The following is a 24,446-nucleotide window of genomic DNA, read 5'->3' as shown; positions in this document are numbered from 1 at the left end:
CTTCGCTGCAGGCGCAAACATTGGCCATGACAACCGATCCCCAGACCCTCACCCGGCTCCGCCGGGACATCGACCGCATCGACGACCGGCTGCACGACCTGTTGCAGGAACGCGCCGCCCTGGTCGAACGCATCGCCGCCGCAAAGGCCGGCGAAAACACGGTGGCGCTGCGCCCCGGCCGCGAGGCCGAAATCCTGCGCCGCCTGGTCGAGCGCCACCAGGGCTGCTTCCCCAAGGCGGCCTTGGTGCGCATCTGGCGCGAGATCATGGGCGCGCTGGTCGGCATCCAGGGTCCCTTCACCGTGGCGGTGTGCCAGCCGGGCGGCGGGTCCGGCTTCGTCGAACTGGCCCGCGACCATTTCGGCGTGGTGGCGCCGCAGACCGTCTTCCCCTCGCCCGGGCATGTGGTGCGCCAGGTCGCCGACGGAATCGCCGCGGTGGGCGTGGTGCCGATCCCCGCCGCCGCCGAGGACGATCCGTGGTGGCCCTCGCTGGCCGCCGATTCCATCAACCTGCCGCGCATCGTGGCACGCCTGCCGGTGCTGGCGGTGGACCACGTGCCGGGCAAGCCGGAACCGCTCGAGGGCTACGTCATCGCCGCGCGCGACCACGACGACACCGGCGACGACCGCACCCTGGTGGTGGTCGAGACGGTGCCCGACGTCAGCCGCGACCGCCTGCGCGCCCTGCTCTCGGGCGTCTCGCTGGACTGCACCGGAGTGGTCGCCACCCATCGCGGCGGCGAGTACTGGCTGCATCTGGCCGAGGTGGCGGGCCATCTCACCGACGCCGATGCCCGCCTGACCGCCCTGGCGTCGAGCCAGAAGGACGCCGTGCGCCACCTCCGGGTGATCGGCGGCTATCCGGTGCCGCTGCCCGTCTGAGTTTATCGCTACCGCCCGCCCCAGGAGACCCCGCCCGATGACCGCCCCGACCCCGCGCCCCGGCATCATGGACATCCGCCCCTATGTCGGCGGCGAATCCGCCCTCGACGGGTCGTCCCGGGTGATCAAGCTGTCGTCCAACGAGGGCGCGCTCGGCCCCAGCCCCAGGGCGGTCGAGGCCTTGCGCGCCATGGCCGGCGAGATGCACCGCTATCCCGACGGCGGCGCCACCCGCCTGCGCAAGGCGCTGGGCGCCCGCTGGGGCCTGGACCCCGAGCGCATCGTCTGCGGCGCCGGCTCGGACGAGCTGCTGGGCATCCTCTGCCGCGCCTATGCCGGGCCGGGCGACGAGGTGCTGTATTCCGCTCACGGCTTCCTGATGTACGCCATCGCCGCCAAGGCCTGCGGCGCCACCCCGGTGACGGCGCCCGAGACCGACCTCACCGCCAATGTGGACGCGCTGCTGGCGGCGGTGACGCCGCGCACCAGGATCCTGTTCCTGGCCAATCCCAACAATCCCACCGGCACCTATCTGGCGGCCGAGGAGGTCAAGCGGCTGCGGGCGTCCTTGCGCCCCGACATCCTGCTGGTGATCGACGCCGCCTATGCCGAGTTCGTGTCCAAGAACGACTACACCCCCGGCATCGAGCTGGTGGATGCGGGCGACAACACGGTGATGTGCCGCACCTTCTCGAAGATCTTCGCGCTGGGCGGCCTGCGCCTGGGCTGGGCCTATTGCCCGGCCAGCATCGCCGACGTGCTGAACCGCGTGCGCAATCCCTTCAACGTCGGCTCGCCGGCCCTGGCGGCCGGCCTGGCGGCGCTGGAGGATACCGCCTACATGGATCTGTGCCGCGAGCACAACGATTACTGGCTGGCCTGGATGCTGGCCGAACTGGCCCGCATCGGCCTGCCCGCCACGCCCTCGGTGTGCAACTTCGTGCTGGTGCGCTTCCCCAAGGCCGAAGGGTGCGACGCCAGGGCCGCCGACGAATACCTGCGCGGCCGCGGCATCATCGCACGCGCCATGGGCGGCTACGGCCTGGGCGATTGGCTGCGCATCACCATCGGCACCGGCGAGGAGAACCAGGCGGTGATCGCCGCGCTGGAGGAGTTCGCGGCGGCGGCCAAATAGCTTTGTGCCGCCGGCTCGCCGGCTGCTACCATCGGGCCAGGAGAGACAGATGGCCGAACCCAACCTCGACCTGATCCAGACCATGATCCAGCGCGTCCTCGACGGTCAGCGCGATCTGCGCGACGACATGGCCGACGTCAAGCGCCGCCTGTCCTCGCTCGAACTGGCGGTCACCCAGGTGCACGGCGACTTCGCCGGCCAGTCCATGCGCATCGACCGCATCGAGACCCGCCTCGACCGCATGGAACGCCGCCTCGACATCGGTGACGCCTAGGCCATGACCGCCCCGCTGTTCGACACCGTCTGCCTGGTCGGCATCGGCCTGATCAATTCCTCGCTGGCGCGGGCGCTGCGCAAGCACGATCTGGCCCGCCGCCTGGTGACCCTGGACATATCCGCAGAGGCGCGCGACGCGGCGCTGCGCCTCGGCATCGTCGATGCCGCCACCGCCGACGCCGCCGAGGCGGTGAAGGGCGCCGGGCTGGTGGTGGTGGGCACGCCGGTGGGCGCCATGGAGCAGGTGGCCGCCGCCATCGGGCCGCATCTCGAACCGGGGACCATCGTCACCGATGTCGGCTCGGTGAAGATCGCGGTGGTGCGCGACCTGGTGCCGCATCTGCCCGACGGCGTGCATTTCGTCCCCGGCCACCCCATCGCCGGCACCGAGCATTCCGGCCCCGAGGCCGGCTTCGCCGAGCTGTTCGCCGGGCGCTGGACCATCCTCACGCCGCTGCCCGGCGGCGATCCCAAGGCGCTGGAGAAGGTGCGCGCCCTGTGGTCGGCCATCGGCGCCATGGTCGAGGAGATGGACCCCCATCACCACGACCAGGTGCTGGCCATCACCTCGCACCTGCCGCACCTGATCGCCTATACCATCGTCGGCACCGCCAATGACCTGGAAGGCCACCTGCAGCAGGAGGTCATCAAGTTCTCGGCCTCGGGCTTCCGCGACTTCACCCGCATCGCCGCCTCGGACCCGATCATGTGGCGCGACATCTTCCTCGGCAACAAGGAGGCGGTGCTGGAGGTGATCCAGCGCTTCACCGAGGACCTCACCGCCCTGCAGCGGGCCATCCGCTGGGGCGAGGGCGAGGTGCTGGAGGAACGCTTCCGCGAAACCCGCGCCATCCGGCGCGCCATCATCGACGCCAAGCAGGCCTGACGGCGCCGTCATCCCCGCACGGTTGACTCTTCCGGCGTGCCGGTGTCCCCTGTGGCTTCGGGCAGCGGAGGACAGACCATGGCCAACCAGATCGTCGGACTCGACCACGCGGTCATCGCCGTGCGCGACCTCGACCAGGCGGCGGAGGTGTTCCGCCGGCTGGGCTTCACCCTGACCCCGCGCGGCCACCACGCCGAATGGGGCACCGCCAATCACTGCGCCATGTTCGGGCAGGACTACGTCGAACTGCTTTCGCCCGAGGGCGACGGCGCCGAGGCCGAGGCGGTGCGCGCCTTCCTGGAGCAGCGCGAGGGGCTGATGGGCCTGGCGCTGCGCACCAATGACGGCGCCGCATCGGGGGAGTCCCTGCGCCGCGCCGGGCTCGACGTGCCGGTCCCGCGCTCGCTGTCGCGCCGCCTCGACGCCCCCGACGAACCGGTGCTGATGTTCTCGGAAACGCCGCTGCCGGCCGATGCCACGCCGGGCGTGCCGACCCGCATGATCCAGCACCTCACCGCCCAGCGCGACCGCCACCCGGAATGGCTGCAGCACGTCAACGGCGCCTTCGGCATCGCCGCGGTGACCGCGGTGGTCGATGACCCGGTGTCGCTGACTCCGGCCTGGGACCGGGTGTTCGGCCCCCACAGCGCGGTGGTGACCGACGAGACGGTGACGGTGCATACCGGCCGCGGCCTGATCTTCCTGACCCGGCCCGAGGACCTGACCCAGCTCCACCCCGACGCCGAGCTGGACGAGCAGCCGCCGCCCCCGGCCCTGGTGGTGCTGGCGCTGCAGGTGGCCGACACCCGCAAGGCCGCCGAGATCCTGCACGCCGGTGGCGTCGAATTCGGCCGCGATTCCGACGGCACCATCCGCATCCCGCCGTCCCAGGCCTGCGGCGTCACCATCGAGATGGCGGGGGCCTAGGCTCCCTCCGCCCGGAACGGCCGGCTGAGCAGGGCGGTGATGGCGTCGTCGAGGTCGTGGCCGCGGTTGATCACCGAATCCACCGCGGCGCAGATGGGCATCTCGATGCCTAAGCCGGTGGCCATCTCGACCACCGCCCCGGCGGTCCACACGCCTTCGGTGACGGCCCGGCGCGAGGCCAGGATGTCGGCCAGCGTCTGGCCCTCGCCCAGGGCGAAGCCCAGCGAGTAGTTGCGCGATTGCGCCGACGAGGCGGTCAGGATCAGGTCGCCCATGCCCGACAGGCCCATCAGGGTGTCGGCGCGGCCGCCCTTGGCCAGGGCCAGACGGGTCAGCTCGGCCAGGCCGCGGGTGATCAGCGCGGCCCGCGCGTTGTCGCCCAGGCCGCGGCCCTCGACGATGCCGCAGGCGATGGCCAGCACGTTCTTGACCGCGCCGCCGATCTCGGCCCCCACCAGGTCGTCGGCGAGATAGGGACGGAAGGTCGGCGTGCCCAGCGCCGCCACCAGCCGGCGGCCCAGCTCGGCATCGGCGCAGGCCAGGGTGATGGCGGTGGGCAGGCCGCGCGCCACCTCGACGGCGAAGGTGGGGCCGGACAGCACCGCCAGCGGCGCATGGGGCAGCTCGGCGGCGACCACCTCGGTCATCATGGCGCCGCTGCCCTGCTCGATGCCCTTGGCGCAGATCACCGCCGGCACCCCGGCCCGCCAATGGGGCGCCAGGGCGCGGCAGGCGGCGCGCAGGTGCTGCGCCGGGGTGACCAGCAGCACCGCCTCGGCGGACGCCGTCTCGGCGATCTCGGTGGTGGCGCGGATGCAGCAATCGAGATGGATGTCGGGCAGATAGGCGATGTTGCGCCGCATGGCGTTGATGGCGCCGACCACGTCCGGCTCGTGCGCCCACACCACCACGTTGCGCCCGGCCCGGCGCGCGGTGACGGCCAAGGCGGTGCCCCAGGCGCCGGCGCCGACGATGCCGATGGTGTCCATGCTGCGCTTCCTTTCGCGTCCCCCGGGGTCAGGTTATGCCCCGGCCGGCGGCGGTGGGCAACCCGTCTCCCACGCGAGCAAACGACAGGCGGCGTGGTTTCGGCTATAGTAACGTTTGGGTAGTCAGCCGGGGGGATGTGCTCATGCTGGGCGATTTCGCGATTTTCGCGCTGGTACTGACGGCGGCGGCGGTGCTGGTGGTGGTTCTGGGGGTCAAGGTGGTGCCCCAGGGCTTCGAATGCACGGTCGAACGCTTCGGCCGCTATACCCGGACCCTGTCGCCCGGCCTGCATCTCATCGTGCCCGTCATCGACAGGATCGGGCGCAAGCTCAACGTCATGGAGCAGGTGCTGGACGTTCCCAGCCAGGAGGTCATCACCCGCGACAACGCCATGGTGACGGTGGACGGCGTGGTGTTTTTCCAGGTGCTGGACGCGGCGCGTGCCGCCTACGAGGTGGCGATGCTGGAACTGGCCATCCTGAACCTGACCATGACCAACATCCGCACCGTCATGGGCGGCATGGACCTGGATGAGCTGCTGTCCCAGCGCGACCGCATCAACGCGCAGCTCCTGACCGTGGTCGATGGCGCCACTCAGCCCTGGGGCGTCAAGGTCACCCGCATCGAGATCAAGGACATCGCCCCGCCGCGCGATCTGGTGGACGCCATGGCCCGGCAGATGAAGGCCGAACGGGACAAACGCGCCGCCATCCTGGAGGCCGAGGGCCTGAAGCAGGCCGAGGTGCTGAAGGCGGAAGGACAGAAGCAAGCCCAGATCCTGGCGGCCGAGGGCCGCCGCGAGGCCGCCTACCGCGACGCCGAGGCGCGCGAACGCGAGGCCGAGGCCGAGGGCAAGGCCGTCGCCATGGTGTCCTCCGCCATCGCCAACGGTGAGGCCATGGCGGTCAACTACTTCGTCGCCCAGCGCTATGTCGGGGCGCTGGAGAAGGTGGCGGCCGCACCCAACCAGAAGCTGGTGATGATGCCGCTGGAGGCATCGGGGGTCATCGGTGCCGTCGCCGGCATCGCCGAGATCGCCAGGGACGCCCTCGGTTCCGATGCCGCCCGGCCGCGGCGCACCGGAAGCGTGCCCGCGTCGGACCAGGGCTGAGGCCCAGGCCATGCATCTGGTCTTCTGGCACTGGCTGACCCTGGGCGTGGTGCTGGTCGCCGTCGAGACGGTGATGCCCGGCGCCTACCTGTTGTTCCCCGGCATTGCCGCCCTGGCGGTCGGCATTGTCGCCTACGCGGCGCCGGACATCGGCTGGGAGATCCAGGCGCTGGCCTTCGCCGCGCTGTCCCTGGCCGCCGCCATCCTGGGGCGCCGGCTCTACGGGCGGCTGCGCGCGCCGGCGGCGGACGAACCCCATCTCAACCGCCGCGGCGAGGCCCTGGTGGGTGGCATCCATACCCTGGACATGCCGATAAAGGACGGGCGCGGCCGTCTGCGGGTGGCCGACGGCACTTGGCCGGTCACGGGACCCGACCTGCCCGCCGGCGCCCGGGTCAAGGTGGTGGGTGTGGACGGCATCACTCTCAGGGTGGAAGCCAAGGAATGAGTCTGCGCCTGTTCGTCCCCTTCGACCTCGCCGCCGGGGCTGGTCTGGTGCTGGCCAGGGAGCAGTCCCATTACGTCGCCACCGTGATGCGCGCCCGAGCCGGGCAGGCGGTGGCGTTGTTCAACGGGCGCGACGGCGAGTGGCTGGCGGTGCTGGACGATGTCGGCAAGGGGGGCGTGCGCCTCACGGTCGGGGCGCAGACCCGGCCGCAGGCGCCCGAGCCCGATATCTGGCTGCTGGCCGCCCCCCTGAAGAAGGACAACACCGATCTGGTGGCCGAGAAGGCGGCGGAACTGGGCGCCTCGGCGCTGTGGCCGGTGTTCACCCGGCGCACCAATGCGGCCCGCGTCAATGCCGAACGCCTGCGCGCCCATCTGATGGAAGCGGCCGAGCAATGCGAGCGCCTGACGGTGCCCGAATTGAAGCCGCCGGCGGCGCTGGATCAGGTCCTGGCCGGCTGGGATTCGGGGCGCACCCTGCTGTTCCTCGACGAGGGCGGGTCGGGCGCCCCGCTGCCCGAGGTGGCGGCCGGCCTGTCCGGGAAGCTGGCCCTGCTGGTCGGCCCCGAGGGCGGCTTCGCGCCCGAGGAGCGCGACCTGCTGCTCCGCCTGCCCTTCGCCCGCGCCGTCTCGCTGGGGCCGCGCATCCTGCGCGCCGAGACCGCCGCCATCGCCGCCCTGGCGGTGGTGCAGGCCCTCGCCGGGGATTGGAAGTGGCGGCCCAGGCAGGCATAATCGCCGCCCTTTCCCGGAGGATCGCCATGCCGCCAAAGACCAATCCGCTGAAGCTCAACCCGTTGCAGTGCAAGACCCTGGTGCTGTTCCAGGAGCTGGCCCGCCACCCCGAGACCAGCAACACCCTGGAAACCGGCGAGAAGGTGCTGAACACCCTGCCCAAGCCGCACGGCAACCACTTCCACGTCGGCGACAAGGTGATGATGAGCAAGGACGCCAGCGGACTGGCCAATCCGGCGGTGTGGGCGGCGCTGGAGCGCAAGGGCCTGATCCGCAGCACCTTCCCCCATGCGCTGACCCTGACCCTGGCCGGTCAGGACTACGATACCGGCATGGCCGGCATCCTCCACGGCAGCGATCACTAACGTCCCCTCCCAATTGTGGGGAGGGTTAGGGTGGGGGTGAACCGCGTCGGCGGTGTCGCGGAACCTCACCCCGCCCCCAACCCCTCCCCATCAAGGGGAGGGGAGAAAAGAAGGGGGGACCCCTCCCCATCAAGGGGCGAAGGCAACGGATCAGCCCATGACCTACACCGTCAAGGAACTCTTTCTGACCCTGCAGGGCGAGGGCGCCCGGGCCGGGCGGGTCGCGGTGTTCCTGCGCTTTTCCGGGTGCAACCTGTGGAGCGGGCGCGAGGAGGATCGGGCCGGCGCCCAGTGCCGCTTCTGCGACACCGATTTCGTCGGCGGCGAGCGCTTCGCCGATGCCGCTTCGCTGGCCGAACGGGTGGAATCGCTGTGGCCGGGCGGCGGCGTCCCCTATGTGGTCTGCACCGGTGGCGAGCCGGCGCTGCAACTGGACGACGCGCTGGTCGACGCCCTGCACCGCCGGGGGTTCGAGGTGGCGGTGGAGACCAACGGCACCCGGACGCTGCCGGCCGGCATCGACTGGGTCTGCGTCAGCCCCAAGGCCGGCACCGAACTGGTTCTGCGCCAGGGCGACGAGCTGAAGCTGGTGTGGCCGCAGCCCGGCCTCGACCCCGGGGCGCTGGAGGCCCTGGCCTTCACCCACCGCCTGCTGCAGCCCATGGACGGCCCGGAGCGGGCGGCCAACATCGCTGCCTGCGTCGCGTGGTGCTTGACGCATCCCCTCTGGCGGCTCAGCCTGCAGACCCACAAGCTGATCGGCATCCCCTGAAGGCAGACATGGCCGCCCCCTACCGCGTCACCCGCCGCATCGAGATCGATGCCGGCCACCGCATCATGACCCACGGCTCCAAGTGCCGGCACCTGCACGGCCACCGCTATGCCGTCGAGGCGGTGTGCGAGGCCGCCGAGCTGCACCATGACGGCGAGCAGACCGACATGGTGGTGGATTTCGGCTTCCTGAAAGAGGAGATGCTGACGGCCATCGACGCGCCCTGCGATCACGGCTTCATCGCCGCCATCGCCGATACCGAGCTGCTGACCCTGTTCGCTCCCGCCGGGGCCGATGCGCGGGACTGGATGGCGGCGCTGGCCGCCCGGGTGGCGGCCGAGGGCGAGGCCACCACCACCGACACCCGCCTGGGCACCAGGCTCACCGTGGTCGGCTTCCAGCCCACCGCCGAATGCCTGGCGCGGCACTGGTTCACCAAGCTGGCCGGACCGGTGCGGCAGCGCTCGGGCGGCACCGCCCGGCTGGTGCTGGTGCGCGTGTTCGAAACCCCCAACTGCGCGGCGGAATACGGCGAGTAGCCTTGCTACCGCCGGCCGAACAGCTTCTCGATATCGGCCAGGCGCAGGGTGACGTGGGTGGGGCGGCCGTGGTTGCACTGGCCCGACAGCGCCGTCGCCTCCATCTGGCGCAGCAAGGAATCCATCTCGGCCGGCGAGAGGCGCCGCCCGGCCCGCACCGAGCCGTGGCAGGCCATGGTGGCGCAGACTTCGCCCAGGCGGTCCTTGAGGCCGAGGGCCTCACCCCATTCCGCCAGGTCGTCGGCGAGGTCGCGCACCAAGGCGGCGGCGTCGCATTCGCCCAGCGGCGCCGGGGTGGCGCGCACCACCACCGCGCCGGGGCCGAACGGCTCGACCACCAGCCCCAGCGCGGCCAGGTCGGGCGCCGCCTCGGCGATGCGGGCGGCCGCCGCCTCGCCCAGTTCCGCCACCTCGGGCAGCAGCAGCGCCTGTGCCTTGACCGCGCCGTCGGCGGCCATGGCCGCCTTCATGCGCTCCATCACCAGCCGCTCGTGGGCGGCGTGCTGATCGACGATGACCAGCCCGTCCCTGGTCTCGGCGACGATGTAGGTGTCGTGCAGCTGCGCCCGCGCCGCCCCCAGCGGATAATCGGCGACTGGTTCCTGAAGTTCGGCGGCCGGTGCCGCCGGCGGCAGATCGAGGCCGGGGATGGCTTCGGCCAGGCCCATGGGCGCCTGCGCCCAGGCGGCGGTGCGGACCTGCCCGGCCGAGGGACGCGGCGGCGGCTGCCATTGATAGGCCGGGCGCGCCGCGCCAAGCGCCCCCAGGGCGGCGTCGGAGACGGTGGAGGCGGTGCGGTGGCCGGCCGCCGCCAGGGCATGGCGGATGGCCGAGACGATCAGCCCGCGCACCATGCCGGCATCGCGGAAGCGCACCTCGGCCTTGGCCGGGTGGACGTTGACGTCCACCGCGTCGGCCGGCAGCTCCAGGAACAGCGCCACCACCGGGTGACGGTCGGGCGACAACACGTCCTGATAAGCGCCCTTGACCGCCCCGATCACCAGCCGGTCCTTCACCGGGCGTCCGTTGACGAACAGGTACTGGTGGGCCGATGTGCCCTTGTTGAAGGTGGGCAGACCGGCCCAGCCGGACAGGCGGATTCCGTCGCGCTCGGCATCCAGTTCCACCGCGTTGGCGGCGAAGTCGCGGCCCAGCACCGCCGCCAGCCGCCCCAGCCGATCCGGTTGGGCCGGCAGCTTCAGCACCGTGCGGGCGCCGTCCTGCAGTGCGAAGGCGACCCGGGGATGGGCCATGGCCAGGCGTTCGACCACGTCCACCGCCTGGCCCAGCTCGGCGCGCACGCTCTTCAGGAACTTGAGCCGCGCCGGGGTGGCATAGAACAGGTCGCGCACCTCGACCCTTGTGCCGGGGGGATGGGCGGCCGGCACCGGTGCGCCCTTGGCGCCGCCCTCGACGCTGAGGCTCCAGGCGCTGTCGGCGCCCTTGGGCCGCGAGGTGATGGCCAGGCGCGCCACCGAGCCGATGGAGGGCAGCGCCTCGCCGCGGAAGCCGAGATGGCGGATGTGGACCAGATCGTCGCCGTCCAGCTTCGAGGTGGCGTGGCGTTCCACCGCCAGGACCAGCTGGTCGGGACTCATGCCGGCGCCGTCGTCGGTGACCGCGATCAGCGCCTGGCCGCCCTCGGCCAGCGCTACCTCGACGCGGGTCGCCCCGGCATCGAGGGCGTTCTCCACCAGCTCCCTGACCGCGGCGGCGGGACGCTCGATCACCTCGCCGGCGGCGATCTGGTTGACCAGGGTGGGGGGCAGCAGGCGGATCGGCATGGCGCGAGTCTACCCGCTCGCGCCGCTTCGGGCAAACTTCATCCCTTGTTCATTCTCTGTGCGTTACCATGTGGATAATTGGGGCGCCAATTCGGGTATCGCCATGTCCAAGACCGCCAGCCTGTCCCATCACCATCCTGTTTCCCACCGTCCGGCGCCACGCCATGAGCGGCCCGGCCGCCTCGTCGCCTGGATCGCTGCCGGGGCCGTGGTGGCCGCCGCCGGACTGGCCGCCTGGCTGGTCCTCGGCAATGGCGAAGAATCGGCCGATCCCGGCGAGGCATTGATCGGGCAGATGCGGGCCGCCGCCTCGGGCGCGGCGCCGCCCAGCCACGCCTTCGGTGGTTCCCTGGCGGTGTCCTCGGGGGCCAACGGCCTGATGGTGACCGCCCAGGGATTGCCGACCAAGGCCTGCGTCCAGGCCGGCTGGCGCCTCGCCAAGGACGGCACCGTGATCGTCAACGGCACCCTGCCGACCCGGCTGTCGGCGGCCCGCCTGGCCGATCTGTGCGGCCAGGCCGAAGGCGGCGCCACCCTGACCTGGGTGCCGGACGGGAAGTGAGGCGCCGCAAATGCTTCGAGACGGCCGCCTGGCGGCGGCCTCCTCAGCATGAGGTGTTTTTTGCCATCACAGTGGCCTCATCCTGAGGAAGCCGCGAAGCGGCTGTCTCGAAGGACGAGGCGGGCCAGGAACGTGCCTAATGCTGCCCGGCGAACTGGCACATGCCGCAGCCGCCGGGGGTGCAGGCGGCGGGAGCCGGAGCGGGGGCGGCGGCCGGGGCGCCCTTGACGTTGGGCGCCATGATCGCCTTGGCGACGTCCTTGTCGCCGCATTCCGGGCAGGCCAGCCCGCCCTCGGCCTTCATCGAATCGTATTCCGCCGAGTTGGAGAACCACTGCTCGAAGTGGTGGTCGTGGGAACAGCGCAGGGTATAGAGGATCATCGCTCGCCCGTCCGGTGGTCTGAAGCTGGTGCCGCTTATATCGGAGCAATTCCGGGTAAGGCAACCGCAAGGCCATCCCCGCCGCCTCCCGGTCGCCCCATATGCAGGGGAATTGCCCAGGGAGGCCCAGCCATGCCCGACGCCCTCGCCCGCGAAGTGGTGGGACTGTTCCCCGATCCCAGGACCATGGAGGCCGCCGTGCAGGAGCTGCTGAGCAGCGGCTTCGACCACGGCGACCTGTCGCTGCTGGCCACCGAAGGCGTGGTGCGCGAGCAGCTTGGCCACCGCCTCGACGATTCGGTCGCCGCCGCCGACGATCCCGACTCGCCCCGGCGCGGCTGGGTCGCGCCCGAGACCCGCACCGAGGGGCGCGGCGCGCTGGGTTCGGCGCTCGGTTATCTCGGCGCCGTCACCGCGTTGGGGCTGGTCTTCGCCACCGGCGGCGGCGCCGCGGTGGCAGTGGGGGCGGCGCTGCTGGGAGCGGGGGCCGGCGCGGGCGCCGGGTTCGGCCTGGGGCGGCTGTTCGACCGCCGCCTCGCCGACGAATTCGAGCGCCAGCTGGAGACGGGCGGCATCCTGATCTGGGTGCGCTGCCGCGATACCGCCGCCGAAGCCCGGGCCGTTTCGGTGCTGACGGGCCACGGCGCCCACCACGTCCATCCCTTCGAAGCGCCCCCCGCCACTTGACCACAGTCACGGCATTCCGCTGAGAAGCCTTTATGTTTCAATCCTCTCTGTGATACCTTCGACACAGAACTCTTCTTAAATGAGAAGGGGGCTTCACATCCGGTTCGGGGCGGACCACATTATGAATATGCACAACGCACGACCCTATTCCCAAGCACTCGACCGCCTGCGCGCCGCCGGCCTGCGGCCGACCCGGCAGCGACTGTCGCTGGCCCGCCTGCTGTTCGACGGCGGCGACCGCCACCTGTCGGCCGAGCAGCTGCATTCCGAGGCGCTGACCGGCAACATCCGGGTGTCGCTGGCCACCGTCTACAACACCCTGCACCAGTTCACCGAAGCGGGGCTGCTGCGCGAGATCGTGGTCGATTCGGGGCGGTCGTATTTCGACACCAACACCTCGGACCACCACCACTTCTTCTTCGAAAGCACCGGGCGGCTGTGCGACATTCCGGCCGAGATGATCGGCCTGACCAAGGTGCCCGAAGCCCCCGAAGGGTTCACCATCAGCCGCGTCGATGTCATCGTGCGCGTCAACGGCTGATCTCCTCGCCTGAACGAACCGGAACCGGCGCCCCCCTGGGGCGCCGGTTTCGTTTGTTGGTTTGCCCTCGCCGGGCGCCCGCGTCCCGCGGTCTTGGCCGCGGCCGCAATGGCCGCAAACCCCGCATGGGCGGCGTTACTCGTTCAGCAATTCCCGCACCACCTGGTCCGCCTCTGGCCCCTCCCAGTCGAAGATGCCCTTGCCGCGCCAGGCCAGGCGGCCCTGGGCGTCGATCAGGAACGAGGCGGGGATTTCCCAGTTGGGGAAGCGGGCCGGGTTGGCGGCATGGACGGCCAGCGCGGCGATGCCGTTGGCCTCGAACCAGCGCCGCGCCACGGCGGCGCCGCCGCGGTCGATGGCGATGGCCACCACCTGGAACCGTTCGCCGCCCAGCCTGGCCTGCAGCGCGTCCAGGGACGGCATCTCGGCGATGCAAGGCGGGCACCAGGTGGCCCAGACGTTGACCAGCACCACCCGCCCGGCGAAGTCGGCCAGCGTCAGGCCGCGTCCGCTTTCATCGGCGAAGATCAGTTCGGGCGGGGCGGGGCGTGCCGCCGGCGCGGCGGCGACGATGGTCCGGCTTGGGTCCGGGCCGGCTTGGGTGTAGCCTTCCTGGCGCCTGGTGACGTAAAACACCACCGCCGCCGCGATCGCCAATCCCAGCCCGAGGGCGATCCAGCGCATCCAGCCGTTTCCGTTCCTGTTCATCGGTGCCCGTTTCCTGCAAGTCCGTCCAAGGTGTCCATGACCGACAAGTCTTCCTCCGCCTCCGCCCCGCCCGCCTCTTCCATGTGGGGCGGCCGCTTCGCCGGCGGTCCCGCCGCCATCATGCAGCGGATCAACGCATCCATCGACTTCGACAAGCGTCTCTATGCCCAGGACGTCAAGGGGTCCATGGCCCATTGCCGCATGCTGGTCAAGCAGGGGATTCTGACCGCGGCCGACGGCGACGCCATCCTGGACGGTCTGGCCCGGGTGCTGGCCGAGATCGAGGCCGGCGGCTTCCCCTTCCGGGCCGAGCTGGAAGACATCCACATGAACGTCGAGGCCCGCCTGGCCGAGCTGATCGGCGAGGCGGCGGGACGGCTGCACACCGCGCGCTCGCGCAACGACCAGGTCGCCACCGACTTCCGCCTGTGGGTGCGCGACGCCATGGACGGCATGGAGGCGGCGCTGCGGGACCTGCAGGCGGCGCTGATCGAGCGGGCGGAGGAACACGCCGCCACCGTGATGCCCGGCTTCACCCACCTGCAGGCGGCGCAGCCGGTGACCTTCGGCCACCACCTGATGGCCTATGTGGAGATGGTGGGGCGCGATCGCGGCCGCCTCGCCGACGCCCGCGCCCGGCTGAACGAATGCCCGCTGGGCTCGGCCGCCCTGGCCGGCACCTCGTTCCCCATCGACCGCCACGCCACCGCCGCCGAGCTGGGCTTCCGGGCGCCCACCAACAATTCGCTGGACGGCGTCTCGGACCGCGACTTCGCGCTGGAATTCATGGCCGCCGCCGCCATCGCCGCCGTCCACCTGTCGCGCCTGGCCGAGGAGCTGGTGATCTGGACCAGCGCCCAGTTCCGCTTCGTGTCGCTGTCGGACGCCTTCACCACCGGCTCGTCGATCATGCCGCAGAAGCGCAACCCCGACGCCGCCGAGCTGATCCGCGCCAAGACCGGCCGGGTGATCGGCGATCTCAACGCCCTGCTGATCGTCATGAAGGGCCTGCCGCTGGCCTATTCCAAGGACATGCAGGACGACAAGGAACCGGTGTTCGAGGTCGCCGACACCATGGAGCTGGCCATCGCCGCCATGGCCGGCATGGTGCGCGACATGCGGGTCAACGAAGGGGTGATGCGGGCCGCCGCCGGGGCCGGCTACACCACCGCCACCGACATCGCCGACTGGTGCGTGCGGGCGCTGAGGATGCCGTTCCGCCGCGCCCACCACGTCGCCGGCTCGCTGGTCAAGCTGGCCGAGACAAGGGGCTGCGGCCTCGAGGACCTGACCCTGGCCGAGATGCAGGGCATCGAGCCCGGCATCACCGAGGAGGCGAGGGCGGTGCTGGCGGTGGATCATTCGGTGGCCAGCCGCACCAGCTTCGGCGGCACCGCGCCGGAACGGGTGCGCGAGCAGGTCGCCGCCGCCCGCGCCCGCTGGCTCTGACAGAAGAAGGGGGGATCATGCTGCGCGCCCTATTCACCATCCTGGTGATCGCCGCCCTGGGCACCTCGCTGGCCGCCTGCGGCCGCAAGGGGCGGCCCATCGAACCCGACGATTCGCAATTCCCGCGGGTCTATCCCGAAATCAAGTTTCCCAAGCCGAAGCCCAAGCCCGGCGAGGAGATGGAGGAGATGGAGGAGGAACCGCAATCCGAGATCGAGGCGGCGCCGCGATGAACCACTTCGACCTCATCGACGGCAGCCTGCATGCCGAGCAGGTGGCGCTGGCCGAGATCGCCGCCCGCATCGGCACGCCGTTCTACTGCTACTCCACCGCCACCCTGGTGCGCCACTACACGGTGTTCGCCCATGCGCTGGAAAAGGCCGGGCTGGACGCCACCATCTGCTTCGCCTGCAAGGCCAATCCCAACGTCGCGGTGATCCGCACCCTGGCCGAGCTGGGCGCCGGCGCCGACGTGGTGTCGGAAGGCGAGCTGCGCCAGGCCCTGGCCGCCGGGGTGCCGCCGGGGCGCATCGTCTTCTCGGGGGTGGGCAAGACCCGCGGCGAGCTGGAATTCGCCGTCGCCAAGGGGATCATGCAGATCAACGTGGAAAGCGAGCCGGAGCTGGAGCTGCTGTCCAGCGTGGCGGCCGAGCGCGGGATCCGCATGCCGGTATCCTTGCGCGTCAACCCGGACGTCGATGCCGGCACCCACGCCAAGATCACCACCGGCAAGAAGGAGAACAAGTTCGGCATCGAGTGGACCCGCGCCCACGAGGTCTACCGCAAGGCCCGCACCCTGCCCGGCATCGAGGTGGTGGGGGTGGCCTGCCACATCGGCTCGCAGCTGACCGAGGTGGCGCCGTTCCGCGAGGCCTTCCTGCGGGTGCGCGACCTGGTCGCCATCCTGCGCGCCGACGGTTTCGACATCCGCCGCCTCGATGTCGGCGGCGGCCTCGGCGTGCCCTATGAGGACGAGACGCCGCCGCATCCGGACGAATACGCGGCGGCGATCCGCGACACCCTGGGCGATCTCGGCTGCCGCATCGTGCTGGAGCCGGGGCGCCTGCTGGTGGCCAATGCCGGCATCCTGGTGTCGCGCGTGGTCTACGTGAAGGAGGGGGCGACCCGCACCTTCGTCATCGTCGATGCCGCCATGAACGATCTGATGCGTCCCGCCCTTTACGACGCTCACCACGCCATCGAGCCGGTGACGGCGCCGCCGCCGGGCACCGAGCCGGTGCCGGTCGACGTGGTCGGCCCGGTCTGCGAGACCGGCGACACCTTCGCCCGCCAGCGCCTGCTGCCGCCGGTCAAGGCCGGCGACCTGCTGGCCTTCCGCACCGCCGGGGCCTATGGCGCCGCCATGGCATCGACCTACAACACGCGTCCGCTGGTGCCTGAGGTATTGGTCAAGGGCGACCGCTTTGCAGTGGTCCGCGCCCGCCCCACATACGAGGAGATGCGGGCCCTGGAGAGCCTGCCGGACTGGTTCTAGTGTCCTGCCCCCGAAATCCGTATAGCGGATTTCGGGGATAAGCAGGCCACCACACTAGGGATGCTTCGAGACGGCCGCCTCGCGGCGGCCTCCTCAGCATGAGGTCTTAGGTCGTCACAGTAGCCTCATCCTGAGGAAGCCGCGAAGCGGCTGTCTCGAAGGATCAGGCGGGCCAAGAAACCAATATGGACAGCCTGTTAGGCACCGCCATGCACCCCACGCCGCCGCCGGCCGATCCCGATCCCGCCTTCGAGCGCCGGCTGGCGAAGCGGCTGGCGCGGGCGCGGGCGGTGCTGGCCGTCGAGCAGGCCTGGCCGCTGCTGGTGCCGCCGCTGGCGCTGGCCGCCACCTTCGTCGCCCTGGCCCTGTTCGACGTGCTGCCGCTGCTGCCCGGATGGCTGCACGGGCTGGTGCTGGCGGCCTATGGCGGCGGGCTGGGGTTCCTGCTGATGCGGGTGCCGCTGCGGCTGCGCCGGCCCGCCCTCGACGAGGCGGCGCGGCGGCTGGAGCGCGATTCGGAGCTTGCCAACCGCCCGCTCGAAGCCCTGGCCGACCGCCCCGCCGGCGGTGCCGACGATCCCGTCACCGCCGCCCTGTGGGCCGCCCATCGCCGCCGCATGGCGGCGCTGGCCGGGCGGCTGCGGCTGGCCTGGCCGGATGGCGGCATGGCCGCCCGCGACCCCTATGGCTGGCGCGCCGCGGCACTGCTGCTGCTGGTGATCGCCCTGGCCGGCGGCTGGCACGACGGCGAAAACCGGCTGACCCGCGCGCTGTCGCCGCAACTGGGCGTCGGCGCCCCCGCCAGCCTGGAGGTGTGGATCAATCCGCCGGCCACCGCCAACGCGCCGCCGGTGCTGCTGGCGGCGGGCGGGGAGGGCATCGACGTCCCGGCCGGCAGCACCGTGCTGGCGGTGCTCTCGGGTGGCTGGGGCGGCGCCACCCTGGTCCTCGACGACGAGCGCATCGCCTTCGAGCGCCAGGACGGCGACGGCCAGCGCATCGAGGCCGGCATCGGTCCGATACACCGCCTGGCGGTGCGCCAGACCGGCAGGACCCTGGCGGAATGGCCGATCCGGGTGGTGGCCGACGCGCTGCCCTCCATCGATTTCGCGGCGCCGCCCGAGACCGGCGACAAGGGCCGCCTGCGCCTGGACCTCGCCGCCTCGGACGATCACGGCCTGGAGCGTGCCTGGATCGAGATCCGCCGCCTGGGGGCGCCGGACGGCGAAGCGCCGGCAATGGTCGAGCTGCAGCTTCCCGCCAACCGCCCGCGCCAGGCCGGGCTGGCCGGCTGGCACGACCTCACCGCCCATCCCTGGGCCGGCCTGCCGGCGACCCTGGCGCCCAAGGCCGCCGACACAATGGGCCAGACCGGCGGCGGCGTGCCGGTCACCATCACCCTGCCCGAGCGCCACTTCACCCATCCCGCCGCCCAGGCCCTGGCCGCCCAGCGCCGCGCCGTCACCGAGGACCGCGCCAATGCCCCGCGGGCGGCGGACGTCATCGACGGCATCGTCGACCAGCCGGAGCTGTTCAACGACGACCTTGCCGTTTTCCTGGCCCTGATGACCGCCCATCGCACCCTGATGGGTGGCGATTTCGACCTCGCCGAGGTGCAGGACCTGCTGTGGAACGCCGCGCTGCGCATCGAGGACGGCGAGCTGGCCGGGGCCGAGCGCACCTTGGAACAGGCCCGGCGCGCGCTCGAGCGGGCGCTGGCCGGCGACGCCTCGGCCGCCGAGATCGAGCAGCTGGTCGAGCAGTTCCGCGCCGCCATGGAACGCTACGTCGCCGCCCTGGCGGCGCGGGCGGCGGACAATCCGGCGGCCATGGCGCCCAACCAGCGCGCCATCGGCAGCGACGAGCTGGCCGACATGGCCGACACCCTGCGCGCCCTGGCCGAGGCGGGGGCGCGCGACGCGCTGAAGCAAATGCTGGACCGCCTGGGGGCGCTGCTGGACGGGTTGCAGGCCGCCCCCGCCGATGGCGGCGGGCCGGCGGTGGACGCCGCGCGGGGCCTGCGCGATCTGGCGGAGCGCCAGCAGCGGATGCTGGACACCAGCCACCGCAACGCCCGCGCCGGTGCGCGCGGCGCCGCCGCCGAGGCGGCCCGGGCGCAGCAGGCGCTGCGCCATACCCTGGACGGGCTGGCCGACAAGCTGGCGGCCGGGCTGGGGCGGCTGCCGGATTCGCTGGGCGAGGCGGCCGGGGCCATGGACGAGGCGGCCCGCTCGCTGGGCGAAGGCGACTGGGGCACGGCCTCGGAGGCGCAGGCGGCGGCGGTGGCCGCCCTCGGCCAGGCCACCCGCGAGGCGATGGCGGAACTCAGCGCCGCCGGCCAGGGCGGCTTCGGCGCGGTGCCGCGCGACCCCCTGGGCCGGCCGCTCACCGGTACCGGCTTCGGCGACGACGGCACCACCCGCATTCCGGAAAGGGGCGATCTGGTGCGGGCCCGCGAAATCCTCGACGAACTGCGCCGCCGTGCCGGCGAATGGCGCCGCCCCGAGGCCGAACGCGACTATCTGCGCCGGCTGCTGAAGCAGTTCTGAAGAAAGCCGGGAGTTAAATGATCCCCCTCTCCCGCAGGCGGGCGGGGGGAGTCTAATTTATTGATTTAGAGGCGGATTCAGCTATCAGGTTGGATCGCCTCGCGATTCAACCTGATAGCATCCGGCTCTAATCTTCGCTTTCCAGCGAGGCGACGTGGCGCAGGCCTTCCAGCGCGGTGGGGAACCAGTCGGCGCGCCCCTCGTCGTGGGCATAGACCAGCCAGGCCGGGCGGCGGAATTCGGGGGCGCCCTCCACCGCGGTCAGGCGGCCGGCGGCCAGGGCCGGACGCACCACCCGCATGGGGAAATAGCCGGTGCCGCCATGGGCCAGGATGTGCTGCAGGCCCAGCGCCCCCAGACCCACCGACACCGCGGTGGTCTTGAGGTCGGGAAAGGCCTGGCTGTGGCTTTGGCGGAATTCCGGCCCCCAATCGACGAAGACGTAATCGTCGTCCCACTCATCGACGGAGCGCCGCTTGGTGGAGACCATGATCAGGCGTTCTTCCAGCAGCTTCTCGATGTGCAGACCGGGGCGGCTTTGCGGCGAATACATCACGCCGATGTCGATGATGCCTTCCGCCAGTTGCCGCATCAGGCCGTCCGAGCCGCCGATCTCGGCGCGCAGGGCGACGTCGGGCAGGGCGGTGCGCATCCACGGGATCCACTGCACCAGCAGGCGGTCCCATAGCGAGAACTGGCCGCCCACCGTCAGCACCGTGCGGAAGCCGGGCGGCAGGGCGATCTCCTGGCGGGCCTGTTCCCACACCCGCACCAGGGTGGTGGCGTAGCGACGGAACTGCATGCCGGCGGCGGTCAGCTCGGTGCCGGCCTTGGAGCGCACGAACAGGGGGCGACCCAGCTCGTCCTCCAGCGCCTTGATGCGCATGGACACGGTCGACTGGGTGACGTCCAGGCGTTCGGCCGCCCTGTTGAAATTGCCGGTTTCGACGATTTCCAGGAAGGTGCGCGCCAGATCGATATTCATGGGAGGTCCCGAAAGGGGCGCGCCAGCCGCTCTGCCGCACCCGCGAAGACGGCGGACTTCTAGCGCACCTCGGGGCAAACATCAACCGTGCAGAAGACGCTAATCGCATCTGCCGATTTTCTAATGGAGCCCGGGGGGCCGCGCCGCGGATCCCCCCATTTTAAATGGAGCCCGGGGGGGCCGCGCTGCGGATCCCCCCATTTTAATGGACCCCCGGGGGGCTCACGCGTGGGCGCGCGCCTTGACGTCGCCGCGCGAGCGGGCGACGTATTCCTTCAGCTGGCGCTCTATGGCCTGGAAGGCGCCCTTGAGGGCGGCATAGACGTCCTCGTGCTCGTCGGAATCGCGCTTCACCACCAGCTCCGAGCCCGGCACCGCCACATCGATGCGGATGTGGAAGGCGTCGCCCTTGTGATGCAGGCTCGAGGTGTTCTTGTGATGGGACTCGATCGCCACCCGGCAGGAGGTGATGCGGTCGAAGAACTGCTCCAGCTTGGCCACCTTCTCGCGGACGCGCGTCTCGACCGCGTCGGAATGGTCGATGCCATGAAAGGTGATCTGGAGGGGATTCTGCATGAAACGTCTCCTGCTATTCCAATCGCCGCGCCTGTTTGCCGGGCGGCGCCGCCCCGGCCTGGCGCCGGGGGCCGATATCTATACCCATTCGGCCCGTCGGGAGCAACCGTGCGCGCGATGGTCCATTCTTAGGGATAAGACGCGGGCTTGCAAGGTGTCGCGAACACCCTCATATCAGGGCGCCGCCGATGGGCGGATTAGGGATCGCCGGATGAACGAGGTGGGGCGCATGAGTGCGGAAAAGCGTGAGTTCCAGGCCGAAGTGGCCAAGCTGCTGGACATCGTCGTCCACTCGCTCTACTCGAACAAGGAGATCTTCCTTCGGGAACTGATCTCCAACGCCTCCGACGCCTGCGACAAGCTGCGCTACGCCGCGGTGACCCAGCCCGAGCTGGCCGAGGGCGACGGCGCCTGGCGCATCACCCTGATCCCCGACAAGGCGGCCGGCACCCTGACGGTCACCGACAACGGCATCGGCATGAACCGCGACGACCTGATCGCCAACCTGGGCACCATCGCCAAGTCCGGCACCGCCGAGTTCATGAGCCGCCTGACCGGCGATTCCAAGGCCGACATGACGCTGATCGGCCAGTTCGGCGTCGGCTTCTATTCCGCCTTCATGGTCGCCTCGGACGTCACCGTCACCACCCGCAAGGCCGGCGAGGACCAGGGCTGGTGCTGGACCAGCGAGGGCAAGGGCGAGTTCACCGTCACCGAGGCCGAGGCGGCGCGCGGCGCCGCCATCACCCTGACGCTCCGGGACGGCGAATCCGAGTTCCTCGATCCGCACCGGCTGCGCGCCATCGTCAAGCGCTACTCGGACCACATCGCCATCCCGGTGGTGCTGAAGGACGGCGACAAGGAGGAGACGCTCAACTCCGCCTCGGCGCTGTGGACGCGCTCCAAATCCGACATCACGCCCGAGCAGTACAAGGAATTCTACCACCACGTCGCCCACGCCTTCGACGACCCCTGGCTGACCATCCATTACAAGGCCGAGGGCGCCATCGAGTATACCGGGCTGCTCTATGTGCCGGGCTCGAAGCCGCTCGACATCTTCCACCCCGACCGCAAGCAGCACGTGAAGCTGTACGTCAAGCGGGTGTTCATCAGCGACGAATCCGAGGAATTGCTGCCGCCCTATCTGCGCTTCCTCCGGGGCGTGGTCGACAGCCAGGACCTGCCGCTGAACATCAGCCGCGAGATGCTGCAGCACAATCCGGTGCTGGCCAAGATCAAGGCCGGCCTGGTCAAGCGCGTGCTGGCCGAGCTGAAGAAGAAGGCCGAGGATGCCGAGGGCGACTACGCCACCTTCTGGGACACCTTCGGCGCCGTGCTGAAGGAAGGCATCTACGAGGATTTCGAGCGCAAGGCCGACATCCTGGAGCTGTGCCGCTTCCGCACCACCGCCGGCGAGTCCCTCGCCTCGCTGGCCGAGGTGGCGGGACGGTTGAAGGAGGGCCAGGACGAGATCTACTACGTCACCGGCGACGACGTGGCGGCGCTGAAGAAGAGCCCGCAGCTGGAAGGCTTTCTCGCCAAGGGCATCGAGGTGCTGCTGCTGACCGACCCCATCGACGAGTTCTGGGTGCCGGCGGTGGGCGAGTACGCCGGCAAGCGCCTGCGCTCGGTGACCGAGGGCGACGTCGATCTGGCCAAGGTCGCCGGCGGCGACGCGGCCGCCCAGCCCGAGCCCGAGCCCCAGGACGGCGGCATCGACACCCTGGTGGCGGCGCTGAAGCTCAGCCTCGGCGAGCGGGTCAAGGACGTGCGCGCCTCGGCCCGCCTGACCTCGTCGCCGGTCTGCCTGGTCGCCGATTCGGGGCAGATGAGCATGCACCTGGAAAAGCTGCTGAAGGCCCACCGCCAGCTCGACCAGGACAGCGCCCGGGTGCTGGAGGTCAATCCCAAGCATCCGCTGATCAAGGGCCTGGCCGCCAAGGTGGCGTCCTCGGGGCGCGAGGCCATCGACGACATGGCCTGGCTGCTGCTCGACCAGGCCCGCATCGTCGAGGGCGAACCCCCCGCCGACCCCGCCGACTTCGCCCGCCGCCTGGCGGCGGTGATGGAGAAGGGGCTGGGGGGGTGATCCGAACGTCGTCCCCGCGCAGGCGGGGACCCAGGGGGTGCACCGCCGACGTGCCCGCGACTCCTGGGTTCCCGCCTGCGCGGGAACGACGGTGTATAGCAAGTGGGTGTGCCGGCCAGGCCCTCGCCGTTAACCAATTCGCCGCCGATTCCCCGTAAGCTGCCGCCGGTGCAACCAGGGGACCGATGATGATTGCCGACTGGCGCAGGGCCTTCGCCGTCTATCTCGACCGCCGGGTGGTGATGGTGCTGCTGCTGGGATTCGCCAGCGGCCTGCCGCTGCTGCTGACCTTCTCGACCCTGTCGGCCTGGCTGAAGAGCGAAGGCATCAGCCGCACCGCCATCGGCATCTTCGCCCTGGTCGGCACCCCGTATGCGCTGAAATTCCTGTGGTCGCCGCTGATCGACCGATTGCCGCTGCCGGTGCTGACGCGGGTCTTCGGGCGCCGGCGCGGCTGGGGCCTGTTGATCCAGGTGCTGCTGATCGTCGCCGTGCTGGCGCTGGGCGCCACCGATCCGGTGGGGCAACTGGGGCGGATGGCAGTGCTGGCGGTGCTGGTGGCGTTCCTGTCGGCCAGCCAGGACATCGTCATCGACGCCTACCGCGTCGAGCTGCTGGATGCCGACCAGCAGGGGCCGGGGGCGGGGGCGGTGCAGACCGGCTACCGCCTGGCCATGCTGGCGGCCGGGGCCGGCGCCCTCTACCTCGCCTCGGCCTTCGGCTGGTTCGCCGCCTACGCCGCCATGGCGGCGCTGCTGGGGGTGGGCATGCTGGTCTTCCTGTTCGGCCCCGAGCCGGCGGTCAAGGTCTCGGCCGCCACCGCCGAGCGCGAGGCCAAGGCGGCCGAGTACCTGGCGGCGCGGCCGCACCTCAAGGGGCCGGCGGCGGCGGTGACGGCCTGGCTGTACGGCGCCGTGATCTGCCCCTTCGCCGATTTCGTCAGCCGCAAGGGCTGGCTGGCGGTGCTGGCCCTGGTCATCGGCTACAAGCTGGGCGAGGCCATGGCCGGGGCGATGGCCAACACCCTCTATGTCGAGCTGGGCTTCTCCCTTGATGAAATCGCCACCGTCAGCAAGGTGTTCGGCTTCGGCGCCACCATCGCCGGCAGCCTGATCGGCGGTGCCCTGGTGACCCGGCTGGGGGTGATGCGGGCGCTGCTGCTGTTCGGCGTGCTGCAGTCGCTGGGCAATCTGTTCTACGTGCTGCAGGCCACCGCCGGCCACAACGTCTACGCCCTGGCGCTGTGCGTGGCGGCCGAGAACCTGACCGCCGGCATGGCCGGCTCGGCCCTGGTGGCCTACATCTCGGGCCTGTGCAACGCCGCCTATACCGCCACCCAGTACGCCCTGCTGTCCTCGCTCACCGCAGTCGGGCGCACCCTGTTCGCCTCGGTCAGCGGCAAGCTGGCCGACGTGCTGGGCTGGGTCGATTTCTTCCTGCTCACCACCGTCGCCACCGTGCCGGCGCTGCTGCTGCTGCTGTGGATGATGCGCCGCGACCCTTCAAGCGGGGGCGCCGAGACCCCACCTTTGGCGCAGGGTTCCCCCCCGCGCGGGTCATAGGACGCCGTCT

Annotated in this window: 26 protein-coding genes; 20 read left to right on the top strand and 6 right to left on the bottom strand. The window is 70.9% G+C overall.

Going from position 1 to position 24,446, the window contains the following annotated elements; all coding sequences use genetic code 11:
• Positions 1–26: 26 nt before the first annotated feature.
• The 5 genes from pheA (at position 27) to MTBUT4_RS16985 (ending at position 4,108) form a co-directional block, all read left to right on the top strand.
• The gene (pheA, locus tag MTBUT4_RS17005) at positions 27–884 is read left to right on the top strand and encodes a chorismate mutase (protein ID WP_173980893.1); all 858 of its coding nucleotides are present in this window, start codon (positions 27–29) and stop codon (positions 882–884) included.
• Positions 885–921: 37 nt separating this feature from the next.
• Positions 922–2,019, top strand: a complete 1,098-nt coding sequence (gene hisC / locus MTBUT4_RS17000) for a histidinol-phosphate transaminase (protein ID WP_173980892.1) — start codon at positions 922–924, stop codon at positions 2,017–2,019.
• 49 nt (positions 2,020–2,068) lie between these two features.
• Positions 2,069–2,293: a hypothetical protein gene (locus MTBUT4_RS16995; RefSeq protein WP_173980891.1), complete on the top strand. Its 225-nt coding sequence runs from the start codon at positions 2,069–2,071 to the stop codon at positions 2,291–2,293.
• 3 nt (positions 2,294–2,296) lie between these two features.
• Positions 2,297–3,181 (top strand): prephenate/arogenate dehydrogenase family protein, encoded by an 885-nt coding sequence (locus MTBUT4_RS16990; RefSeq protein WP_173980890.1) that lies wholly within the window; start codon positions 2,297–2,299, stop codon positions 3,179–3,181.
• A 78-nt stretch (positions 3,182–3,259) separates the two neighbouring features.
• A complete protein-coding gene (locus tag MTBUT4_RS16985; RefSeq protein WP_173980889.1) occupies positions 3,260–4,108 on the top strand; it encodes a VOC family protein in 849 nt (282 codons plus the stop codon).
• On the opposite strand, the gene MTBUT4_RS16980 is transcribed toward MTBUT4_RS16985, so the two are convergent.
• Positions 4,105–5,097 carry an NAD(P)H-dependent glycerol-3-phosphate dehydrogenase gene (locus tag MTBUT4_RS16980; RefSeq protein ID WP_173980888.1) on the bottom strand — a complete coding sequence of 331 codons (993 nt, stop codon included), beginning with the start codon at positions 5,095–5,097 and terminating at the stop codon, positions 4,105–4,107. The two genes, MTBUT4_RS16985 and MTBUT4_RS16980, sit on opposite strands and share 4 nt — an antisense overlap.
• A gap of 143 nt (positions 5,098–5,240) precedes the next feature.
• Here MTBUT4_RS16980 and MTBUT4_RS16975 point away from each other — a divergent pair, with 143 nt between their 5' ends.
• The 6 genes from MTBUT4_RS16975 to MTBUT4_RS16950 all read left to right on the top strand — a co-directional run bounded on the left by MTBUT4_RS16975 (position 5,241) and on the right by MTBUT4_RS16950 (position 9,067).
• Positions 5,241–6,209 carry an SPFH domain-containing protein gene (locus MTBUT4_RS16975; RefSeq protein ID WP_173980887.1) on the top strand — a complete coding sequence of 323 codons (969 nt, stop codon included), beginning with the start codon at positions 5,241–5,243 and terminating at the stop codon, positions 6,207–6,209.
• Positions 6,210–6,219: 10 nt separating this feature from the next.
• On the top strand, positions 6,220–6,657 hold the full coding sequence (locus tag MTBUT4_RS16970; protein ID WP_173980886.1) for an NfeD family protein: 438 nt from the start codon (positions 6,220–6,222) through the stop codon (positions 6,655–6,657).
• Entirely contained in the window at positions 6,654–7,391 is a 738-nt protein-coding gene (locus MTBUT4_RS16965) for a 16S rRNA (uracil(1498)-N(3))-methyltransferase (protein WP_173980885.1), read from the top strand. Before MTBUT4_RS16970 ends, MTBUT4_RS16965 begins: the two co-directional genes overlap by 4 nt.
• Positions 7,392–7,417: 26 nt before the next feature.
• Entirely contained in the window at positions 7,418–7,756 is a 339-nt protein-coding gene (locus MTBUT4_RS16960; RefSeq protein WP_173980884.1) for a hypothetical protein, read from the top strand.
• Between the two features lie 157 nt (positions 7,757–7,913).
• Positions 7,914–8,528 carry a 7-carboxy-7-deazaguanine synthase gene (queE, locus tag MTBUT4_RS16955; RefSeq protein WP_173980883.1) on the top strand — a complete coding sequence of 205 codons (615 nt, stop codon included), beginning with the start codon at positions 7,914–7,916 and terminating at the stop codon, positions 8,526–8,528.
• A gap of 8 nt (positions 8,529–8,536) precedes the next feature.
• Positions 8,537–9,067, top strand: a complete 531-nt coding sequence (locus tag MTBUT4_RS16950; protein WP_173980882.1) for a 6-carboxytetrahydropterin synthase — start codon at positions 8,537–8,539, stop codon at positions 9,065–9,067.
• 5 nt (positions 9,068–9,072) lie between these two features.
• On the opposite strand, the gene mutL is transcribed toward MTBUT4_RS16950, so the two are convergent.
• Positions 9,073–10,851, bottom strand: coding sequence for a DNA mismatch repair endonuclease MutL (gene mutL / locus MTBUT4_RS16945; RefSeq protein WP_173980881.1), 1,779 nt, complete (start codon positions 10,849–10,851; stop codon positions 9,073–9,075).
• Between the two features lie 103 nt (positions 10,852–10,954).
• Here mutL and MTBUT4_RS16940 point away from each other — a divergent pair, with 103 nt between their 5' ends.
• Entirely contained in the window at positions 10,955–11,413 is a 459-nt protein-coding gene (locus tag MTBUT4_RS16940) for a hypothetical protein (protein ID WP_173980880.1), read from the top strand.
• A 136-nt stretch (positions 11,414–11,549) separates the two neighbouring features.
• Here the strand turns inward: MTBUT4_RS16940 and MTBUT4_RS16935 are convergent, their stop codons facing one another.
• Positions 11,550–11,795, bottom strand: coding sequence for a DUF1178 family protein (locus MTBUT4_RS16935; RefSeq protein ID WP_173980879.1), 246 nt, complete (start codon positions 11,793–11,795; stop codon positions 11,550–11,552).
• A gap of 132 nt (positions 11,796–11,927) precedes the next feature.
• On the opposite strand from MTBUT4_RS16935, the gene MTBUT4_RS16930 reads away from it, so the two are divergent.
• Both MTBUT4_RS16930 and irrA read left to right on the top strand, forming a co-directional pair.
• Positions 11,928–12,482, top strand: coding sequence for a hypothetical protein (locus MTBUT4_RS16930; RefSeq protein ID WP_173980878.1), 555 nt, complete (start codon positions 11,928–11,930; stop codon positions 12,480–12,482).
• Positions 12,483–12,603: 121 nt separating this feature from the next.
• Positions 12,604–13,023 (top strand): iron response transcriptional regulator IrrA, encoded by a 420-nt coding sequence (irrA, locus tag MTBUT4_RS16925; protein WP_371738070.1) that lies wholly within the window; start codon positions 12,604–12,606, stop codon positions 13,021–13,023.
• A 135-nt stretch (positions 13,024–13,158) separates the two neighbouring features.
• On the opposite strand, the gene MTBUT4_RS16920 is transcribed toward irrA, so the two are convergent.
• Entirely contained in the window at positions 13,159–13,731 is a 573-nt protein-coding gene (locus tag MTBUT4_RS16920; RefSeq protein WP_173980876.1) for a TlpA disulfide reductase family protein, read from the bottom strand.
• Positions 13,732–13,767: 36 nt separating this feature from the next.
• On the opposite strand from MTBUT4_RS16920, the gene argH reads away from it, so the two are divergent.
• The 4 genes from argH to MTBUT4_RS16900 all read left to right on the top strand — a co-directional run bounded on the left by argH (position 13,768) and on the right by MTBUT4_RS16900 (position 19,224).
• A complete protein-coding gene (gene argH / locus MTBUT4_RS16915) occupies positions 13,768–15,180 on the top strand; it encodes an argininosuccinate lyase (RefSeq protein WP_173980875.1) in 1,413 nt (470 codons plus the stop codon).
• Positions 15,181–15,197: 17 nt separating this feature from the next.
• Positions 15,198–15,413 carry a lipoprotein gene (locus MTBUT4_RS16910; RefSeq protein ID WP_173980874.1) on the top strand — a complete coding sequence of 72 codons (216 nt, stop codon included), beginning with the start codon at positions 15,198–15,200 and terminating at the stop codon, positions 15,411–15,413.
• Positions 15,410–16,675, top strand: coding sequence for a diaminopimelate decarboxylase (gene lysA, locus MTBUT4_RS16905; RefSeq protein ID WP_173980873.1), 1,266 nt, complete (start codon positions 15,410–15,412; stop codon positions 16,673–16,675). Before MTBUT4_RS16910 ends, lysA begins: the two co-directional genes overlap by 4 nt.
• Before the next feature lie 185 nt (positions 16,676–16,860).
• The gene (locus MTBUT4_RS16900) at positions 16,861–19,224 is read left to right on the top strand and encodes a DUF4175 domain-containing protein (protein WP_173980872.1); all 2,364 of its coding nucleotides are present in this window, start codon (positions 16,861–16,863) and stop codon (positions 19,222–19,224) included.
• Positions 19,225–19,351: 127 nt separating this feature from the next.
• On the opposite strand, the gene MTBUT4_RS16895 is transcribed toward MTBUT4_RS16900, so the two are convergent.
• On the bottom strand, positions 19,352–20,209 hold the full coding sequence (locus MTBUT4_RS16895; protein WP_173980871.1) for a LysR family transcriptional regulator: 858 nt from the start codon (positions 20,207–20,209) through the stop codon (positions 19,352–19,354).
• Positions 20,210–20,431: 222 nt separating this feature from the next.
• Positions 20,432–20,785: a ribosome hibernation-promoting factor, HPF/YfiA family gene (hpf, locus tag MTBUT4_RS16890; RefSeq protein ID WP_173980870.1), complete on the bottom strand. Its 354-nt coding sequence runs from the start codon at positions 20,783–20,785 to the stop codon at positions 20,432–20,434.
• Between the two features lie 229 nt (positions 20,786–21,014).
• Between hpf and htpG the strand changes: the two genes are divergently transcribed.
• Entirely contained in the window at positions 21,015–22,874 is a 1,860-nt protein-coding gene (gene htpG / locus MTBUT4_RS16885; protein WP_173980869.1) for a molecular chaperone HtpG, read from the top strand.
• Between the two features lie 188 nt (positions 22,875–23,062).
• Positions 23,063–24,436: an MFS transporter gene (locus tag MTBUT4_RS16880; RefSeq protein ID WP_254434903.1), complete on the top strand. Its 1,374-nt coding sequence runs from the start codon at positions 23,063–23,065 to the stop codon at positions 24,434–24,436.
• The last annotated feature ends 10 nt before the right edge of the window (positions 24,437–24,446 follow it).

Origin of the sequence: Magnetospirillum sp. UT-4 (assembly GCF_902729435.1) — a bacterium.
In the GTDB taxonomy this organism is placed as follows: domain Bacteria; phylum Pseudomonadota; class Alphaproteobacteria; order Rhodospirillales; family Magnetospirillaceae; genus Magnetospirillum.
This window is presented reverse-complemented; position numbering and strand designations above follow the sequence as displayed.

Bases quoted from the DNA above. Each gene is read 5' to 3' on its own strand.
- irrA (WP_371738070.1), top strand. From the start codon at position 12,604: ATGAATATGCACAACGCACGACCCTATTCCCAAGCACTCGACCGCCTG.
- queE (WP_173980883.1), top strand. From the start codon at position 7,914: ATGACCTACACCGTCAAGGAACTCTTTCTGACCCTGCAGGGCGAGGGC.
- argH (WP_173980875.1), top strand. From the start codon at position 13,768: ATGACCGACAAGTCTTCCTCCGCCTCCGCCCCGCCCGCCTCTTCCATG.
- MTBUT4_RS16895 (WP_173980871.1), bottom strand. From the start codon at position 20,209: ATGAATATCGATCTGGCGCGCACCTTCCTGGAAATCGTCGAAACCGGC.
- MTBUT4_RS16960 (WP_173980884.1), top strand. From the start codon at position 7,418: ATGCCGCCAAAGACCAATCCGCTGAAGCTCAACCCGTTGCAGTGCAAG.
- MTBUT4_RS16995 (WP_173980891.1), top strand. From the start codon at position 2,069: ATGGCCGAACCCAACCTCGACCTGATCCAGACCATGATCCAGCGCGTC.
- MTBUT4_RS16910 (WP_173980874.1), top strand. From the start codon at position 15,198: ATGCTGCGCGCCCTATTCACCATCCTGGTGATCGCCGCCCTGGGCACC.
- lysA (WP_173980873.1), top strand. From the start codon at position 15,410: ATGAACCACTTCGACCTCATCGACGGCAGCCTGCATGCCGAGCAGGTG.
- MTBUT4_RS16940 (WP_173980880.1), top strand. From the start codon at position 10,955: ATGTCCAAGACCGCCAGCCTGTCCCATCACCATCCTGTTTCCCACCGT.
- MTBUT4_RS16990 (WP_173980890.1), top strand. From the start codon at position 2,297: ATGACCGCCCCGCTGTTCGACACCGTCTGCCTGGTCGGCATCGGCCTG.
- MTBUT4_RS16970 (WP_173980886.1), top strand. From the start codon at position 6,220: ATGCATCTGGTCTTCTGGCACTGGCTGACCCTGGGCGTGGTGCTGGTC.
- MTBUT4_RS16975 (WP_173980887.1), top strand. From the start codon at position 5,241: ATGCTGGGCGATTTCGCGATTTTCGCGCTGGTACTGACGGCGGCGGCG.
- MTBUT4_RS16900 (WP_173980872.1), top strand. From the start codon at position 16,861: ATGGACAGCCTGTTAGGCACCGCCATGCACCCCACGCCGCCGCCGGCC.
- MTBUT4_RS16965 (WP_173980885.1), top strand. From the start codon at position 6,654: ATGAGTCTGCGCCTGTTCGTCCCCTTCGACCTCGCCGCCGGGGCTGGT.
- htpG (WP_173980869.1), top strand. From the start codon at position 21,015: ATGAGTGCGGAAAAGCGTGAGTTCCAGGCCGAAGTGGCCAAGCTGCTG.
- mutL (WP_173980881.1), bottom strand. From the start codon at position 10,851: ATGCCGATCCGCCTGCTGCCCCCCACCCTGGTCAACCAGATCGCCGCC.
- MTBUT4_RS16980 (WP_173980888.1), bottom strand. From the start codon at position 5,097: ATGGACACCATCGGCATCGTCGGCGCCGGCGCCTGGGGCACCGCCTTG.
- hisC (WP_173980892.1), top strand. From the start codon at position 922: ATGACCGCCCCGACCCCGCGCCCCGGCATCATGGACATCCGCCCCTAT.
- MTBUT4_RS16930 (WP_173980878.1), top strand. From the start codon at position 11,928: ATGCCCGACGCCCTCGCCCGCGAAGTGGTGGGACTGTTCCCCGATCCC.
- MTBUT4_RS16935 (WP_173980879.1), bottom strand. From the start codon at position 11,795: ATGATCCTCTATACCCTGCGCTGTTCCCACGACCACCACTTCGAGCAG.
- MTBUT4_RS16920 (WP_173980876.1), bottom strand. From the start codon at position 13,731: ATGAACAGGAACGGAAACGGCTGGATGCGCTGGATCGCCCTCGGGCTG.
- MTBUT4_RS16985 (WP_173980889.1), top strand. From the start codon at position 3,260: ATGGCCAACCAGATCGTCGGACTCGACCACGCGGTCATCGCCGTGCGC.
- MTBUT4_RS16880 (WP_254434903.1), top strand. From the start codon at position 23,063: ATGATTGCCGACTGGCGCAGGGCCTTCGCCGTCTATCTCGACCGCCGG.
- MTBUT4_RS16950 (WP_173980882.1), top strand. From the start codon at position 8,537: ATGGCCGCCCCCTACCGCGTCACCCGCCGCATCGAGATCGATGCCGGC.
- hpf (WP_173980870.1), bottom strand. From the start codon at position 20,785: ATGCAGAATCCCCTCCAGATCACCTTTCATGGCATCGACCATTCCGAC.
- pheA (WP_173980893.1), top strand. From the start codon at position 27: ATGACAACCGATCCCCAGACCCTCACCCGGCTCCGCCGGGACATCGAC.